The 15449-nt window shown below is 63.6% G+C and carries 22 protein-coding genes; 17 read left to right on the forward strand and 5 right to left on the reverse strand.

Annotated elements, in window-relative coordinates:
• The first annotated feature begins 97 nt into the window (after window positions 1-97).
• The 4 genes from VK804_RS30410 to VK804_RS30425 are packed head-to-tail and all read left to right on the forward strand — an operon-like array spanning window position 98 to window position 1813.
• A complete protein-coding gene (locus tag VK804_RS30410) occupies window positions 98-421 on the forward strand; it encodes a metalloregulator ArsR/SmtB family transcription factor (protein WP_325751985.1) in 324 nt (107 codons plus the stop codon).
• Window positions 418-828: an SRPBCC domain-containing protein gene (locus VK804_RS30415; RefSeq protein ID WP_325751986.1), complete on the forward strand. Its 411-nt coding sequence runs from the start codon at window positions 418-420 to the stop codon at window positions 826-828. The genes VK804_RS30410 and VK804_RS30415 overlap by 4 nt, the downstream gene beginning before the upstream one ends.
• Window positions 825-1376, forward strand: a complete 552-nt coding sequence (locus VK804_RS30420; protein ID WP_325751987.1) for a cytochrome b — start codon at window positions 825-827, stop codon at window positions 1374-1376. The genes VK804_RS30415 and VK804_RS30420 overlap by 4 nt, the downstream gene beginning before the upstream one ends.
• Before the next feature lie 17 nt (window positions 1377-1393).
• Window positions 1394-1813, forward strand: a complete 420-nt coding sequence (locus VK804_RS30425; protein ID WP_325751988.1) for a DUF1801 domain-containing protein — start codon at window positions 1394-1396, stop codon at window positions 1811-1813.
• A gap of 14 nt (window positions 1814-1827) precedes the next feature.
• Here the strand turns inward: VK804_RS30425 and VK804_RS30430 are convergent, their stop codons facing one another.
• Together VK804_RS30430 and VK804_RS30435 are read right to left on the reverse strand one after the other, a co-directional pair.
• On the reverse strand, window positions 1828-2484 hold the full coding sequence (locus VK804_RS30430) for a glutamine cyclotransferase (RefSeq protein ID WP_325751989.1): 657 nt from the start codon (window positions 2482-2484) through the stop codon (window positions 1828-1830).
• A 35-nt stretch (window positions 2485-2519) separates the two neighbouring features.
• Entirely contained in the window at window positions 2520-3740 is a 1221-nt protein-coding gene (locus VK804_RS30435) for a helix-turn-helix domain-containing protein (RefSeq protein ID WP_325751990.1), read from the reverse strand.
• Window positions 3741-3832: 92 nt separating this feature from the next.
• On the opposite strand from VK804_RS30435, the gene VK804_RS30440 reads away from it, so the two are divergent.
• Window positions 3833-3958 carry a hypothetical protein gene (locus tag VK804_RS30440; protein WP_325751991.1) on the forward strand — a complete coding sequence of 42 codons (126 nt, stop codon included), beginning with the start codon at window positions 3833-3835 and terminating at the stop codon, window positions 3956-3958.
• A complete protein-coding gene (locus VK804_RS30445; protein ID WP_325751992.1) occupies window positions 3955-4191 on the forward strand; it encodes a hypothetical protein in 237 nt (78 codons plus the stop codon). Before VK804_RS30440 ends, VK804_RS30445 begins: the two co-directional genes overlap by 4 nt.
• A 20-nt stretch (window positions 4192-4211) precedes the next feature.
• On the opposite strand, the gene VK804_RS30450 is transcribed toward VK804_RS30445, so the two are convergent.
• Together VK804_RS30450 and VK804_RS30455 are read right to left on the reverse strand one after the other, a co-directional pair.
• Window positions 4212-5495, reverse strand: a complete 1284-nt coding sequence (locus VK804_RS30450; protein ID WP_325751993.1) for an MFS transporter — start codon at window positions 5493-5495, stop codon at window positions 4212-4214.
• Between the two features lie 42 nt (window positions 5496-5537).
• Window positions 5538-5993: a MarR family winged helix-turn-helix transcriptional regulator gene (locus VK804_RS30455; RefSeq protein WP_325751994.1), complete on the reverse strand. Its 456-nt coding sequence runs from the start codon at window positions 5991-5993 to the stop codon at window positions 5538-5540.
• Between the two features lie 161 nt (window positions 5994-6154).
• On the opposite strand from VK804_RS30455, the gene VK804_RS30460 reads away from it, so the two are divergent.
• From VK804_RS30460 to VK804_RS30485, 6 genes are all read left to right on the forward strand, one after another.
• Window positions 6155-6397 carry a type II toxin-antitoxin system Phd/YefM family antitoxin gene (locus VK804_RS30460; protein WP_325751995.1) on the forward strand — a complete coding sequence of 81 codons (243 nt, stop codon included), beginning with the start codon at window positions 6155-6157 and terminating at the stop codon, window positions 6395-6397.
• 7 nt (window positions 6398-6404) lie between these two features.
• Window positions 6405-6854, forward strand: coding sequence for a type II toxin-antitoxin system VapC family toxin (locus VK804_RS30465; RefSeq protein ID WP_325751996.1), 450 nt, complete (start codon window positions 6405-6407; stop codon window positions 6852-6854).
• 12 nt (window positions 6855-6866) lie between these two features.
• Window positions 6867-7217, forward strand: a complete 351-nt coding sequence (locus VK804_RS30470; protein ID WP_325751997.1) for a Lin0512 family protein — start codon at window positions 6867-6869, stop codon at window positions 7215-7217.
• A gap of 87 nt (window positions 7218-7304) precedes the next feature.
• On the forward strand, window positions 7305-8645 hold the full coding sequence (locus VK804_RS30475; RefSeq protein ID WP_325751998.1) for an amidohydrolase: 1341 nt from the start codon (window positions 7305-7307) through the stop codon (window positions 8643-8645).
• A 31-nt stretch (window positions 8646-8676) separates the two neighbouring features.
• Window positions 8677-9354, forward strand: a complete 678-nt coding sequence (locus tag VK804_RS30480; RefSeq protein WP_325751999.1) for a GNAT family N-acetyltransferase — start codon at window positions 8677-8679, stop codon at window positions 9352-9354.
• Window positions 9354-9722, forward strand: coding sequence for an ArsC family reductase (locus VK804_RS30485; RefSeq protein ID WP_325752000.1), 369 nt, complete (start codon window positions 9354-9356; stop codon window positions 9720-9722). The genes VK804_RS30480 and VK804_RS30485 overlap by 1 nt, the downstream gene beginning before the upstream one ends.
• Here VK804_RS30485 and VK804_RS30490 read toward each other — a convergent pair.
• Complete coding sequence (locus tag VK804_RS30490; RefSeq protein ID WP_325752001.1) at window positions 9719-10321, reverse strand: hypothetical protein; 603 nt, start codon at window positions 10319-10321, stop codon at window positions 9719-9721. The genes VK804_RS30485 and VK804_RS30490 overlap by 4 nt on opposite strands.
• A 377-nt stretch (window positions 10322-10698) precedes the next feature.
• Between VK804_RS30490 and VK804_RS30495 the strand changes: the two genes are divergently transcribed.
• The 5 genes from VK804_RS30495 to VK804_RS30515 all read left to right on the forward strand — a co-directional run bounded on the left by VK804_RS30495 (window position 10699) and on the right by VK804_RS30515 (window position 15372).
• On the forward strand, window positions 10699-11454 hold the full coding sequence (locus VK804_RS30495) for an ABC transporter ATP-binding protein (protein WP_325752002.1): 756 nt from the start codon (window positions 10699-10701) through the stop codon (window positions 11452-11454).
• Window positions 11447-12202 (forward strand): ABC transporter ATP-binding protein, encoded by a 756-nt coding sequence (locus VK804_RS30500; protein ID WP_414642868.1) that lies wholly within the window; start codon window positions 11447-11449, stop codon window positions 12200-12202. The genes VK804_RS30495 and VK804_RS30500 overlap by 8 nt, the downstream gene beginning before the upstream one ends.
• 27 nt (window positions 12203-12229) lie before the next feature.
• Window positions 12230-13459 carry an ABC transporter substrate-binding protein gene (locus VK804_RS30505; RefSeq protein ID WP_325752003.1) on the forward strand — a complete coding sequence of 410 codons (1230 nt, stop codon included), beginning with the start codon at window positions 12230-12232 and terminating at the stop codon, window positions 13457-13459.
• A 79-nt stretch (window positions 13460-13538) separates the two neighbouring features.
• On the forward strand, window positions 13539-14402 hold the full coding sequence (locus VK804_RS30510) for a branched-chain amino acid ABC transporter permease (RefSeq protein WP_325752004.1): 864 nt from the start codon (window positions 13539-13541) through the stop codon (window positions 14400-14402).
• Window position 14403: 1 nt separating this feature from the next.
• A complete protein-coding gene (locus VK804_RS30515; protein ID WP_325752005.1) occupies window positions 14404-15372 on the forward strand; it encodes a branched-chain amino acid ABC transporter permease in 969 nt (322 codons plus the stop codon).
• Window positions 15373-15449: the final 77 nt, after the last annotated feature.

Raw genomic sequence — 15449 nt, forward strand, 5'->3', positions numbered from 1 at the left:
CTCGAAAAACGCAAATGAGGCGCCTGTGTCTTCCGTCTTGACTCGTATATCTGGTTGGTTATATGTCTGTCCTATAACCAATGAGTTATCGATCAAAATGTCGAGCGGCCACGATATCCTCCTCAGAACGCTAGCTGATCCGACGCGCCGGGCTCTGTTCGAACGGCTGTGCCGCGACGGAGAGCAGACGGTCGGCGCGCTGACGGCGCAGTCCGGGGTCTCGCAACCGGCCGTCTCGAAGCATCTGGGAGTGCTACGGCGGGCCGGGCTGGTGCGCGACCGCCACGAGGGCCGACAGACGCATTATAGCGCGCAAGCAGGCGCGCTGGCTCCGCTGATCGACTGGACCAGCCGGATGAGCGGCTTTTGGCAGGGCCGGTTCGATCACCTCGAAGATCTCCTCAAAAGGATGGACCAATGAGCGAACCCGCGACCGAAACGCTTTCCGTCATCGTCGAACGCGAGATGCCCCATCCGCCGGAAAAGATCTGGCGCGCGCTCACCCAACCGCACCTGATCGAGGAGTGGCTGATGAAGAACGATTTCGAGCCCGCGGTGGACCATCGCTTCACGCTTCGCGGCGATTGGGGCTCCGTCGACTGTCAGGTGCTGGCCATCGAACCGAACAAGACGCTGTCCTACACGTGGGGAGCGATGGGACTCGAGAGTGTCGTTACCTGGACTCTCACGCCGACAGGCACGGGCACGCATCTGCGCATGGAGCAGGCGGGCTTCCGGCCGGATCAGCAGCAGGCCTACCAGGGCGCCAAGTTCGGCTGGCAGAGATTCTTCGGTAGCCTCGAACGCGTGGTCGGAAATCTATCATGAGCGCCGTCCTCGTCTCGCGCTACCAGCCCGTGCTCGTCGCGCTGCACTGGCTGCTCGCTCTCATGATCATTGGGCTACTGTGCCTCGGCTTCTTCGTGCTTGCCAACATGCCGAACGACGATCCCGGGAAGCTTGAGATCCTGGTGTGGCACATGGCGGGCGGCATGTTCGTGCTGGTATTGACGATCCTGCGTCTCATCATTCGCCTGGCGAGCGCCCGTCCGGCGGCAGTGACACGTTCGCTGCTGCTCGACCGGCTGGCCTTGATCGCGCATTATGGCCTCTACGTGATCGTGTTCCTGATGATCGCGACCGGCTGGTACACCGGGTGGCTCATCAGCGGCGTGTTCGCGCACAAGGGTGAAGTGCTGCCCAACAGTTTCGCGGTGTTCCCGAGCTTCCAGGCCCATGCGGTTCTTGCAACGCTGCTGGCCAGCCTGATCGCTGTCCACATCGCGGCCGCGCTCTACCATCAGTTCGTGCTGAAAGACGGCATTTTCCGCCGCATCTGGTTCGGTCAGCGCATGGTCGTTGCTGCAGAAAAATGAGTCATGAGAAAAATGCAATGCATGCATCGGAAAAAGTCGACCGGCTGATCGCAGGACTCACGGACTGGCGCGGCAAGACCTTCGCCGGCATTCGCAAGTGCATCCTGGAGACCGATCCCGAGATCATCGAGGAATGGAAGTGGATGGGAAGCCCGCTGTGGTCTCTTGGTGGCATGATCGCGGTCGCCAATGCCCACAAGGGCAAGGTGAAGCTCACCTTCGCCTACGGGGCTGAACTGTCGGATCCCGACAAGCTCTTCAACGCCGGCCTCGAAGGCAATGCCAGGCGAGCGATCGATTTTTTCGAGGGCGACAAGATCAATGCGCGCGCCCTGAAAAATCTCGTCCGTGCCGCGATTGATCGCAACCAGGCCAAATCGAAGAAGAAAGCGCCTGCGGCTAAGCGAGCGAAAGCAGACAAAAGCAAGAAAGCATGACGCCCGCGGGTGACCTACACACCCGCCGCGGCGGCTCGCTTCGGCCGGCGCACGGCGCGCACCTTGCCGCTGTGGGCGCCGCCGCCGCAGAAGAAGCGATCGCCGCCATCGGATTCCAATCCGGACACGCCTTCGCCGGGCGGCATATCGAGCCGCTCCAGGACTTCGCCGGTTTGCGGATCGATCCGCCTCACGTCGCTCTCGTCACCTTCCCAGGTGCCGTGCCAGAGTTCGCCGTCGACCCAGGTGACACCGGTGACGAAGCGCTTGGTCTCGATGGTGCGAAGGATGGCCCCGGTGCCGGGATCGATCTGATGAATCTTGCGGTCCCGGTACTGTCCCACCCACAGCGTCCCCTCGGCCCAGGTGAGCCCGGAATCACGGCCGCCGCCGGGCGCGGGGATCGTGGCGAGCACGCGGCCGCTCGCCGGATCGACCTTCTGGATGCGATCCTCGGCGATCTGAAACAGATGCTGGCCGTCGAAGGCCGTTCCGGCATGCGCGGCGACGTCGATCGACCGCAGCGTCTTGCCGCTCGCCGGATCGAAAGCGATCAATTTATCTCCGGCGGCAAACCAGACCCGCTGGCCATCATAGGTGACCCCGCCCACGTTCTCGACATCCTCGAAAGGTCCATACTCCCGGATGATTTCGGCCGCTGATCGTTTCATGCACCGCTCCTGATCGCTTGGGACAGGCTTCCACCCTAGCCATCCGGCAGCGGGGCAGGGAGTAACAAGGTTGTCGTGAATCCGCCGATTGGCGGGGTCATCCAGCGCCGCGCGCGGGCGCGCCCGAACGACTGCACCTTGCCGGTTGCCGAGAGTTCGTCGAGCGCGCGTTGCACGGTGCGCTGGCTGGCGCCGAGTGCGAGCGCCAGCGCCGAACTCGACCAGGACTCGCCATCGGCCAGGAAGGCGAGCACCGCCGCATGCTCCTCCTCGACAGGGCGCGCCAGCACCACGACCTCGCTTGCGCCGCGCGGCACCAGCGCAAACCCGCCGCCCGTCGCACTCACATCGGCCAGCTTCCGAAGCGCCCGGCGCAGCCGCCCGATCTCGACGCGCAGCCGCGCGCGATGGGATTCATCGGCTTCCTTGCCGCGGAAGGCCAGCGCGACCAGCGTCGTCCTCGACACGTCTTCGGGCCAGGCTTCGGCGAGCGCGCGGGCGAGCGCGAACAACACCGGACGCGTCGCGAGCGAGACCACGGTGTTCCCGCGCCGCACGACATGGCGGCAGGCGTCGACGATGAAGGTTTTCGAGGCCAGCAATTGTTCGACTTCCTCGAGCAGGAGCGGCCGCTCCTCGCCGCGCGCCAACAACCGCGCCGCCGGCGTGTTGAGGATGATGGCAGCGCTCTCGACCTCCGCGGTCAGCGCCGGGATGCCGGCGTGGCGCGCGGCTTGCGCGGCGGACGTGAGTGCTGCGCGCGCCGTTTTGGTCCGCAGCCGTCGCATCGCGATGCCGGCGACGACGAGTTGGTGGGCGGCGCGCAGCGCAGGCGGGAACGGTGCGGGGTCAAATTCCCCGAGCTTGCTCTCGGCTTCCCCGAGGCGCCCGATCAGGAGCAGGCGGCGGACTTCGAGATAGCGCGCATGCGCGGCGTTCAGGCGGTCGCCATGGGCTTCCAGCGTCGCCCGCGCGGCGTCGAGGGATTTGGCGGGCCAGGTGAGGTCGCGGGAGACCAGCGCGATCTCGGCTTCCGCAACCACGCACCGCGCCCGCGCCACCGCCTCGCGCGGGCCGAAGGCGCGCGCGGCGCTCTTCAATAGCGCTTTCGCGCGAACGAGGTCGCCCAGCTGCGCCATCGCGATGCCGCGCAGCGCGAGCGCCGGCGCGTCCTCGCGCAGGGCCACGCGTTTCAGCGCGCCGAGGGGGTCACCGGCTGCGAGCGCACGTGCAGCCGCCGTGATCAGCGAGTCCATTGAAATCCCGACACACTTGTCACTCTCACCATCGCAAGCCCGGTCCTATTCTATCATACGACGACAAACCAGTGCGTCGGAGCGAGAAAGCCATGGTTGACTGGACGATCCTATCCCCAACGTATCTCACCGCCGTGGTCGAGTGGGCTGGCGCCGTGGTGACGGTGCTTGCGATGGGCCATTCGACCAACGACACCCACGGGAGCGACGAACGATGACGCGACACCTCACCGGAACGCATGAGCAATGGCTGGCCCAGGGCCTATCGCTCGCGGCCGCGCCGATCTTTGCTACGATGGCGCTGCTGACGCATGTGTCTGGCGGCGCGCCGGACATGATCTGCTCGGCCGCGGGCGCGTCGCCGTTGAGCGGAATGGTCCCGATGTACCTGCTGATGAGCGCCTTCCATCTGGCGCCCTGGCTGAAGCTGATCCGCGGCCGACGAGGCTAGCTGGTGGAGGCCTGGATAGCCTAGATGCGAACGCCCGATTGGTACGGCGCGTCCACGGGCTCGCCCTCGTCGATCGTGAAGCGAACGCGCCCGGCATCGAGCCGCACGCTCAAGCTGCGATATTTCACGAGATAATGGATGCCGACGATGGCCGCGGCAAAACCGGACGCAGCCGCAAGGCTGAGCGCCCAGCGCGCGCCGAAGCGGTCGGCGACAAGGCCAACGATCGGCGCGCCGATCGGGGTGCAGCCGAGCGCGATCGCAAGCCTGATCGCCATCACCCGTCCGCGCATGGCGGGCGCGGTCGAGAGTTGCATCAGGCTGTTGGTCGAATTGGTCAGCGTGAGGGCCGACACGCCGATCACGACCAGCGCCATGCCGAACAACGCGGCGTTGGGCGCGAGCGCCGCCAGCGTACAGCCGAGCCCGAACAGGGCGGCGCCGATCAACAGCAGCGTGAAGTGGGGTTTCTCCCGGTTGGCGGCCAATAGCGCGCCCGCCACGGTGCCGATCGCCATGATCGAGGTCAGGAATCCGTATTGGCTGGCGCCGCCATGAAAGACGGTCACCGACATGGTCGAGATGAAGATCTGGAAGTTGAGTCCGAAGGTCGCGATCAGGAACAGCATCAGGAGAATGGCCCGCAGATCAGGCCGCCGCCAGACATAGCGGAAACCGTCGACGAAGCTGCCGCGCGTGCGGACCGCCCGGTGCTGCGGATGAAGCTGATCGATGCGAAGCAGCATCAATGAACACAGCACCGCGACAAAGGAAAGTCCGTTGATCAGAAACACCCAGCCGGAGCCGACGGAGGCGATCAGCGTGCCGGCAATCGCCGGGCCGATCATCCGCGCCGCGTTGAAGGAGGTGGAATTGAGCGCCACCGCATTCGCCAGGTCGTTCTCGCCGACCAGTTCGGCGACGAACGTATGGCGCGCCGGCGAGTCGAAGGCGGTGACGCAGCCCAGCAGGAACGCGAACACATAGACATGCCACAGCTCGACCAAGCCGGTGATGGTGAGGATGCCGAGCCCGAAGGCGAGCGCGCCCATTCCCGCCTGCGTCGCGAGCAGCAGCTTGCGCCGATCGAGATGGTCGGCGGCGAAACCGGTCAGCGGCAATAGCAGCAGATGCGGGCCGAACTGCAGCGCCATCACGACGCCCATCGCGGTCGCATTGTTGTGGGTCAGTTGGGTCAGCACCAGCCAGCCTTGGGCGATGCGCTGCATCCATGTTCCGACGTTGGAGACCAGCGCGCCGCAGGCCCACACCCGGTAATTGAATCCCCTCAGCGAACGGAACATGCCTTCAACGTGCCTCCCAAAAAATCGATTCGTGTGCCCGCATCACGACTCCGCCAGTTGCTTGATCAGCGCGGCGGCGGCGAGCAGCGTCTGCCGGTCGGCCGGGTCCAGCCGGTCCATCGCGGCCAGCAGCCATTCGCGCCTTGCGAGGCTGCGCTTCCGCCGCGCGTCGATACCCGCAGCCGTCAGCGCAAACAGCACCTGCCGGCCGTCGGTCGGATGCGGGCGGCGCTGCACCAGCCCGGCCTGCTCGAGATCGGCGAGCGTGGTACCCATCGATTGAGGTTTGACGAATTCGGAGCGGGCAAGGTCGGCCGTCGTCATCGCGCCCGCTCGTTCGAGCCGGGCCAGTACCGTGTTCTGCGACCACGACAGTTCGCCTGGGTTCACTTCGATGCGCAGCCGCCGCGCTAATTGCCCGATCGCCAGCGAAAGCTCGGCGGCGGCGGTTTCCAGCAGCAGGTGCGAATCGGACGGGACATCCATGATCCGCACCATAGCGATTGCCAGTGTAACTTGCAAGTCAAACTGGCAAGTTTATCTGTTTATATATTCCTTATACAAACCAATGCCTTCGTCGTCTCCTTACCGTGATCGAGCTTGAGGGGCAGGGCTTTGAGGATATATGACTACAGTAGACATATTCGTAGGAGGCCACTATGCGCGAGATTCAGCTCCGCGATGCAAAGGCGAGCCTGTCCGCGGTCATGGATGAGGCGATGCGTGGAAAGCCGGCGGTCATCACCCGTCACGGCAAGCGGCAAGCCGTTGTCGTGGGCTACGAAGAGTGGCAGCGGCTATCGACCGTTCCGAGCTTCGGCCGTCTCTTGATGATGGCGCCGTTGTCGGCTGACGATCTGCCGGAGCGGGACGGCACGGGTTTGCGGACGCCCGATCTCTGATCCGCCTGTGTATCTCGTCGATACCAATGTCATTTCAGCGGCGGTTCCATCACGACTCGCGCCGCCGCTTCTCATCGATTGGATGGATTTGCAGTCGGCCTCGTTGTTCCTATCGGCCGTAACGCTTGCGGAAATCGAAGGTGGAATCGCAAAGTTGCGGCGCAAAGGCGCTGCGCGCAAGAGTGCCGATTTGACGGAATGGTGGGAAACGGTGCTCCACCTCTATGGTGATCGTGTTCTTGCCTTCGACGCGTCAACCGCGCGGATCGCAGGTGCCATGGCCGATCGGGCGCGCGGCCAGGGCCACTCTCCGGGACTTGCCGATATCATCATCGCCGCCACGGCGAGGCATCACGGACTGACGATCCTGTCACGCAACCCTGGGCATCTCGAGCCTTTGGGCGTTGCCGCCCTTGATCCCTTCGCGGAATTGCCGCCTACTCCGTCCAAACCATAGCAGGAACTCTTCATGACACGCGTGCGCTGTATCACCGAAATGGGCATGGGCGTCGACGTGCATGGCAAGGACGCCACGAAAGCGGCGAAGCGCGCGGTGTCGGATGCCATCCGCCACTCCAGCCTCAGCTTCGTGCGCATGCTGGGCAAGACGGCGCACGACATGCTGGTCGATGTCACCATCGCCGTGCCGAACCCCGAGGCCGTCGACACCGCGGCGGTCGCGAAGGAACTGCCTTACGGAACCGTGACGGTGACCGCGGTCAAGGGCGGGCTCGAGGTGCCGGCCGAGCGCGGCAACGATTCCATCCTCATCGCCAATGCGGCTGTGGTCGTCAGTCTGGATGACGGCACCCCGGGCTAGACACTTGAGCGTCCATCATCCAAGTTGTCGGGGCTATTCGCGTTCGGCGATGACATCGATATTCGGCGACCACGGAGCTTTGCTGCCATGAACCCATTCACGAGATCGCTGCTCGGCTGCGTCGCGCTATGCGCGGCGGCGAGCCTTTCGCCGGTTCACGCCGAGCTCGACGTCGCCAAGCTCAAGGCCGGAATCGAAAAATCGGTCGAGGCCGACTATCCGAAGCTCGATGCGCTCTACAAGGATATCCACGCCCATCCGGAAATCGCCTTCCAGGAGGTGAAGACCGCGAGCAGGCTCGCCGCCGAAATGCGCAGCCTCGGCTTCGACGTCACCGAGCAGGTCGGCAAGACCGGGCTGGTCGCCATCTACAAGAACGGCGACGGCCCGACCATCATGGTGCGCACCGAACTCGACGCGCTGCCGATGGAGGAGAAAACCGGTCTTCCCTATGCGAGCCACGACAAGACCATCTGGAATGGGCGGGAAACGTACGTCGCCCACAGCTGCGGCCACGACATTCACATGGCGAGTTGGGTCGGAACGGCGAAAACGCTGGTCGGCCTGAAGGACCAGTGGCAGGGCACGCTGATGTTCATCGCCCAGCCGGCGGAAGAGACGGTGTCGGGCGCCAAGGCGATGCTGGCGGACGGCCTGTTCACGCGCTTCAAGAAACCCGACTTCGGCTTTGCGCTGCATGACGGCGCCTTCGCCTATGGCAGCATCAACTATCGCGTCGGCATTGGCTCCTCCAATTCCGATGGCCTGTTCATCAAATTCCACGGCCGCGGCGGCCACGGCGCGGTGCCGCAAACGACCATCGATCCCGTGATGATGGCGGCACGCTTCATCGTCGACGTGCAGAGCGTCATCAGCCGCGAAAAGGGCCCGACCGAATTCGGCGTGGTGAGCATCGGCGCGATCCATGCCGGCACCGCCGAGAACATCATTCCCGATGATGCGATCCTGCTCGGCACCATCAGGACCTTCAAGCCGGAAGTGCGTGCGAAGATGCTGGCGGGGATCGAGCGCACGGCGAAGGCCGTGGCTGCGATGTCGGACGCGCCCGCGCCCGAGATCAGGATCACCGAGGGCGCCAAGGCCGTGATGAACGACGAGGCCGTGGTGGAGACCGCGGCGAAGGTGATGAAGGTGGCCTTTGGCGACAGGTTCAGGCCGTCGCCGCCGGGCACGCCGAGCGAGGATTTTTCCGAGTTCGTCAACGCCGGCGTGCCCAGCATGTTTTTCAACATCGGGGTCTATGAGCCGCAGCGCGTCGCCGCCGCACGCGACGGGACCGGGCCGCAATTGCCGTCGAACCATTCGCCGCTGTTCGCGCCGGTGCCGAAGCCGACCATCGAAACCGGCGTCGAGGCCATGACGCTCGCCGTGCTCAGCGCGTTCGACGAGCATGCGCGGGGCAAATGAGCGCGCGACGATGCCTGCTCAGGGTTCATCGATGCATCCGCTCGATCATCCAATCTGGACGGCGCTGACCTCCCGGCAACAGGGATTGGCAGAAGGCGGCGCGCTGGCGCGGCGCTATCCGCCTGACATCGGGCCATTCGCGGCCGTGGCGGACACCTCGCCGCAAAGCTTTGCCGCGCTGGGCGCGCTGATGTCACGGTCCGAGCAGGCGGTGCTGTTCACGCCCGATCCCGTGAGCCCGCCGGAGGAATTCAAAATTCGCTTTGCCGCGACCGGCGAACAGATGATCGGCACACCCGCCGCAACCGCGGGCAGGGCGGCCGACATCGTCAAGCTGGGCACGGGCGACGTTCCGGCGATGCTGGAATTGACAAAACTCACCAACCCCGGTCCCTTCACGGCGCGCACCCATGAATTGGGAACGTTTTTGGGCATCAAGGTCGATGGACGGCTGGTCGCAATGGCGGGGGAGCGGATGAAACCCGCCGACTATACCGAGATCACCGCGGTCTGCGTGCATCCCGATCATCGCGGCCGCGGCTACGCGCAGATCCTGCTCGCCGCGGTGGCGCGCCAGATTTTGGCGCGCGGCGAGATTCCGTTCCTGCACGTATTTTCCAATAATGACGGCGCGATCGCGCTGTACCGGCGGCAGGGCATGGAAATCCGCCGCCGCCTGCATGTGACGGTGTTGGGGAGGACTGACTAATGCGTTCGATCACGATCTACGGCATCAAGAACTGCGACACCATGAAGAAGGCGCGCGCCTGGCTCGACGGCCACGGCGTCGCCTACGGCTTTCACGATTACAAGACCGAAGGCATCGCGAAAGACAAGCTGAAGGACTGGAGCGAGAAACTCGGCTGGGAAACGCTGCTCAACCGCGCCGGCACCACGTTCCGCAAATTGCCCGACGCCGACAAGGAGGGCCTGAACGAACGCAAGGCACTGGCGCTGATGCTGGCGCAGCCCTCGATGATCAAGCGTCCGGTGCTCGATCTCGGCGGCAAGCTTGTGGTCGGCTTCAAGCCGGAAATCTATGCGAAGGAAGTGCCGGCGCGCGGCCGACAAGCTTAGCTGAATTCGATCACGTCGCCGGCGGCAATCCGGCCCGGTGCGCGGTGGAAGAGATCGCGATCGATGACGGCGCGAAGTTTCGGCGTCGGCAAGGCGTCATTTCCCCGCATCAGATTCTTGATTTCAAATCCGCCGTCTTCGCAAATGGTCTTCAGCGATGCGATCACATGGGTGACGCCGACGCCGTCCGAGAACGGCAACAGCAGCCGCTCGTAGGCGACGATTCGTCCATAGATGTCGTCGATGTTGGCGATGGTGTAGATCGGCAAGCTGCAATCGATGCATTTATAATAGACCGGCATCACGACGGGCGCGAGACGGGCGCCGATATATTCGTCGAGATGGCGGCCCTTGCCGGTATGGCCATAGGCCGATGCCATCCGCGTGCCGTCGCTCTCGATCGTCAGCCGTGGCGGCTGCGCGGCGCTGTCGACGGTGTAGAAGACGAGGTCGGGCAGTTCGTCGGCAAGCCGTGTCGGCTGGTACTCCTCGACGCGCGGCATCGACTGCTCGCGGGCGTAGAGCCGCAGCCAGGTGTTCAGGAGATCCCGCTGCTTGATCGATTTGACGACCGACGGGTTGGCGCTTTCGAATTCCAAGGCTGCGATCCGCTTTCAATGCCAAACACCGGATCATCGGTTTGGGAGAGAAATTTTCCATGAAACCCGAAAAATGCATTCAAACAACGTTAATGCCGGCTTTCCGCGCCGGCCTCGACAGCGGCCGACAACGTTGGCCGATCGCCAAATCCCACCGCCTGAGCAATTGGACTTGAGGCGCGCATCCCGGAACGCGGCGCGCGCCGCCGGCTGCCCAGCTTTGCACCTTGCGCAAACCCCGCCCTTGACGGCATATTCCGGCCGGAGGCGGCCGGTCCGGGACGGGATTTTCGAGGGAATCCTTAAGTACCAACCGGAGAGGTAGAATTGGCCACGCGCGAGGGAATTCGCGGCGACGGCTGACGGGGGAAATTTGATTGGCCGATGAGTTCATTCTCGAGACCCGCGGATTGACCAAGGAATTCGCGGGATTCTTTGCCGTTCGCGACGTCGACCTTCGGGTCCGCCGTGGCAGCATCCATGCCTTGATCGGTCCGAACGGGGCTGGCAAGACCACCTGCTTCAACCTCCTGACCAAGTTCCTGAAGCCGTCGGCCGGCCAGATTCTCTACAAGGGCGCCGATATCACGGCGATGGCGCCGGCCGACGTGGCTCGCCTCGGTCTTGCCCGTTCGTTCCAGATTTCGGCGGTGTTTCCGCATCTGACTGCGCTGGAAAATGTCAGGGTCGCGCTGCAGCGCCAGCACGGGCACTCCTTCGACTTCTGGCGTTCCAAAACGGTGCTCGACCGCTTCAATGGCCGGGCGCTGGAATTGCTGGACGATGTCGGCCTAAGCGAGTTCGCCAAAACACCGGCAGTCGAGATGCCCTACGGCCGCAAGCGCGCGCTCGAGATCGCGACCACGCTGGCGCTCGATCCGGAGATGATGTTGCTCGACGAGCCGATGGCCGGCATGGGACACGAGGACATCGACAAGATCTCCGCCCTGATCAAGCGCATCTCGGCGAAATACACGATCCTGATGGTCGAACACAATCTGAGCGTGGTGGCCAACCTGTCCGACATCATCACCGTGCTGACGCGCGGTCACGTGCTGGCGGAAGGCAATTATGCCGAGCTCAGCAAGGACGAGCGTGTCAAGGAAGCCTATCTGGGGGCAGGGCATGCCTGAGCTGAAAATGGCTGACGCCGCCAGGCCCGTGGCTGATTCACCCGCGGCCGCGCCGGTGCTCGCGGTTTCCGACCTGCAGGCCTGGTACGGCGAATCCCATATCCTTCACGGTGTCAATTTCAATGTGAATGCCGGCGAGGTGGTGACGCTGCTCGGGCGCAACGGCGCCGGCAAGACCACCACGCTGAAATCGGTGATGGGAATCATCGGCAAGCGTACCGGCTCGGTCACCTTCAACGGCCAGCAGATCATCCGTGCCTCCTCGGACCGGATCGCCCGCATGGGGGTTGCCTTCTGCCCCGAGGAGCGCGGGATTTTTGCCAGCCTCGACGTCCGCGAAAACCTGCTGTTGCCGCCGATCGTCCGCTCCGGCGGGCTGTCGCTCGACCAGATCTTCGACCTGTTTCCGAACCTGAAGGAGCGGCTCAACAGCCAGGGCACCAAATTGTCCGGCGGCGAGCAGCAGATGCTGGCGATCGCCCGCATCCTGCGCACCGGGGCGCGGTTCCTGATGCTGGACGAGCCGACCGAGGGGCTGGCACCCGTCATCATCCAGCAGATCGGCCACACCATCGCCCGCCTCAAGAAGGAGGGTTTTACCATCCTTCTGGTCGAACAGAATTTTCGCTTCGCATCCACCGTGGCGGACCGCTATTACATCGTCGAACATGGCAAGGTGATCGACGGTTTTGCGAATGCCGATCTGCAAGCGAATATGGACAAGCTGCACACCTATCTGGGCGTCTGAAGGACAACCAGCCAACAAGAGGCCAACATGAAAAACAGAAATCGAATCCTCGCATCGCTATTGATCGGCACCGCGCTCAGCCTCGCCTCGGTCGGTTTGGCGGCCGCCCAGGACAAGACCGTCAAGATCGGCGCGCTGTCGGATCAATCCGGCCTCTACGCCGATTTGGGCGGGCCGGGCTCGACCCTTGCCGCGCAAATGGCGATCGAGGATTCCGGCCTCACCGCCAAGGGCTGGAAGATCGACCTGATCTCCGGCGATCACCAGAACAAGCCGGACATCGGCACTGCGATCGCGCGGCAATGGTTCGACGTCGACAAGGTCGACGTCATCGTCGACGTGCCGAACTCGGGCGTGGCGCTCGCCGTCAACAACGTCATCAAGGAAAAGAACGGCGTCTACATCAATTCGGGGGCGGCGACTTCCGACCTCACCAACGCGCAGTGTTCGCCCAACACCGTGCACTGGACCTACGACACTTACATGCTCGCCCACACCACCGGGCAGGCGCTGGTCAAGGCCGGCGGCGACACCTGGTTCTTCCTCACCGCCGACTACGCCTTCGGCGCCGCGCTGGAGCGCGATACTACCGCGGTCATTCTCGCCAATGGCGGCAAGGTCGTCGGCGGCGTCAAGCATCCCCTCAATACGTCGGACTTCTCCTCGTTCCTGCTGCAGGCGCAGTCGTCGAAGGCCAAGATCATCGGGCTTGCCAATGCCGGCGGCGACACTACCAACGCCATCAAGCAGGCGGCCGAATTCGGCATCGTCAAAAGCGGGCAGAAGCTCGCGGCGCTGCTGTTGTTCCTCACCGACGTCAAGGCGATCGGGCTCGAGACCGCGCAAGGCCTGAACTTCACCGAAACCTTCTATTGGGACATGAACGACCAGACCCGCGAATTTTCCAAGAAATTCGCCGCGCGGATGAAGAACGGCGCGCCGCCGACCATGGTGCAGGCCGGCGTCTATGCCGGGCTGATCCACTATTTCAAGGCGCTGGAAGCGCTCGGCGGCAATCCGCATGACGGCATCAAGGTCGTGGACAAGATGAAGTCGATGCCGACGGACGATCCGCTGTTCGGCAAGGGCGAGATCCAGCCCAACGGCCGCACCCTCCATTCGGCCTATCTGTTCGAGGTCAAGAAGCCCTCGGAATCCAAGGCGCCCTGGGACTTCTACAAGCTGATCGGCACGGTTCCCGGCGACCAGGCGTTCACGCCGCTGTCGGAAAGCAAGTGCGCGCTGTTGAAGAAATAGCCGCAATCGGCTGGCCGGCCCTGCGCCGGCCGGCCGGCTTCGGTGTTAAACAGGATTTGGGTCCTCGAAAGATCGATCGATGCAGGCTCTTTACGCGCAGCTACTGGTGGGACTGATCAACGGCTCGTTTTACGCGCTGCTCAGCCTTGGGCTCGCCGTGATCTTCGGCATGCTCAACATCATCAATTTCGCCCATGGCGCGCTCTACATGATGGGCGCCTTCGTCGCCTATTTCCTGCTCAACGTCATGGGCATCGGCTACTGGCCGGCGCTGATCATCGCGCCGATCGCGGTCGGCATTTTCGGCATGATCCTGGAACGCACCATGCTGCAATGGCTGGCCGGCCTCGATCATCTCTACGGGCTGCTCCTGACCTTCGGGCTGGCGCTGATCATCCAGGGCGTGTTCCAGAATTACTTCGGCTCCTCCGGTTTGCCCTATTCGATCCCCGACGAACTCAAGGGCGGCATGAATCTCGGCTTCATGTACCTGCCGATCTATCGCGGCTGGGTTGTGATCTTCTCGCTGATCGTCTGCCTCGGGACCTGGTACCTGATCGAGCGCACCCGGCTCGGCGCCTATCTGCGCGCCGCGACTGAAAATCCGACCCTGGTGCGCGCCTTCGGTGTCAACGTGCCACGCATGATCACGCTGACCTACGGGCTCGGCGTCGGGCTTGCCGCGCTCGCCGGCGTGCTGTCGGCGCCGATCAACCAGGTGCGGCCGCTGATGGGCGAGAACGTCATCATCGTGGTGTTCGCGGTGGTGGTGATCGGCGGCATGGGGTCGATCATGGGATCGATCATCACCGGCTTTGCGCTCGGGGTGATCGAGGGCCTGACCAAATATTTCTACCCCGAGGCCTCCAACACCGTGGTGTTCGTGCTGATGGTGCTGGTGCTCTTGGTGAAGCCAACGGGACTGACGGGACGGGCGGCCTGACATGACGGCGATGACTGACGATTCAATTCCGGTGACCCCACGCGCCATCCACGACGAGATGATCGCGTTCGGCATCATGACCGCGGCGCTCCTGATCGTACCGCTGACCGGCATCTACCCGTTCTTCGTCATGCAGGCGCTGTGCTTTGCGCTGCTCGCCTGCGCCTTCAACCTCCTGATCGGCTATGGCGGGCTATTGTCGTTCGGCCACGCCATGTTCCTGGGGACCGCGGGTTACGTTTCGGGCCACGCCTTGAAAGTATGGGGGCTGCCGCCCGAGCTTGGCATTCTCGCCGGTACCGGCGCCGCCGCCGGGCTTGCCGTCATCACCGGGCTCGTCGCCATCCGCCGTCAGGGCATCTATTTCGCGATGATCACGCTGGCGCTGTCCCAGCTCCTGTATTTCATCTATCTGCAGGTGCCCTTCACCCATGGCGAGGACGGTATCCAGGGCATTCCGCAGGGCCATCTGTTCGGGATCTTCAATCTCGCCAATCCGACGATCCTTTATTACGTCGTCCTCGCCGGCTTCCTGTTCGGTTTTCTGCTGATCTTTCGCACCATCAACTCGCCGTTCGGCGAGGTGCTGAAAGCCATTCGTGAGAATGAGCCGCGCGCGATATCGCTCGGTTACAAGACCGATCAGTACAAGCTGCTCGCCTATATCCTGTCGGGAACGCTGGCCGGATTTGCCGGCTCGCTGAAGGTATTCGTCGCGCAGAACGCTTCGTTGTCCGATGTCGAAGTGGCGATGTCCGGGCTCATCGTGCTGATGACGCTGGTGGGGGGGCTCGGTACGGTATTCGGCCCGGTGGTCGGAGCCTTCATCATCGTCGCGACACAGCAATATCTGGCCGGGTTCGGCCAGTGGGTGACGGTGATCCAGGGCACGATCTTCGTCGTCTGCGTGCTGACGTTCCGCCGCGGCATCATCGGCGAGATCGCGCACCACTTGAAGCGATCGCTCTAAGCCCAAACGCTTGCTCTGGGTCCGAAGCTCGACAAAGCGGTGGATGACCCGGTTTGGGCGCCTCCACTTGTGGGCTT

This window comes from Bradyrhizobium sp., assembly GCF_035484855.1.
Classification (GTDB): domain Bacteria; phylum Pseudomonadota; class Alphaproteobacteria; order Rhizobiales; family Xanthobacteraceae; genus Bradyrhizobium.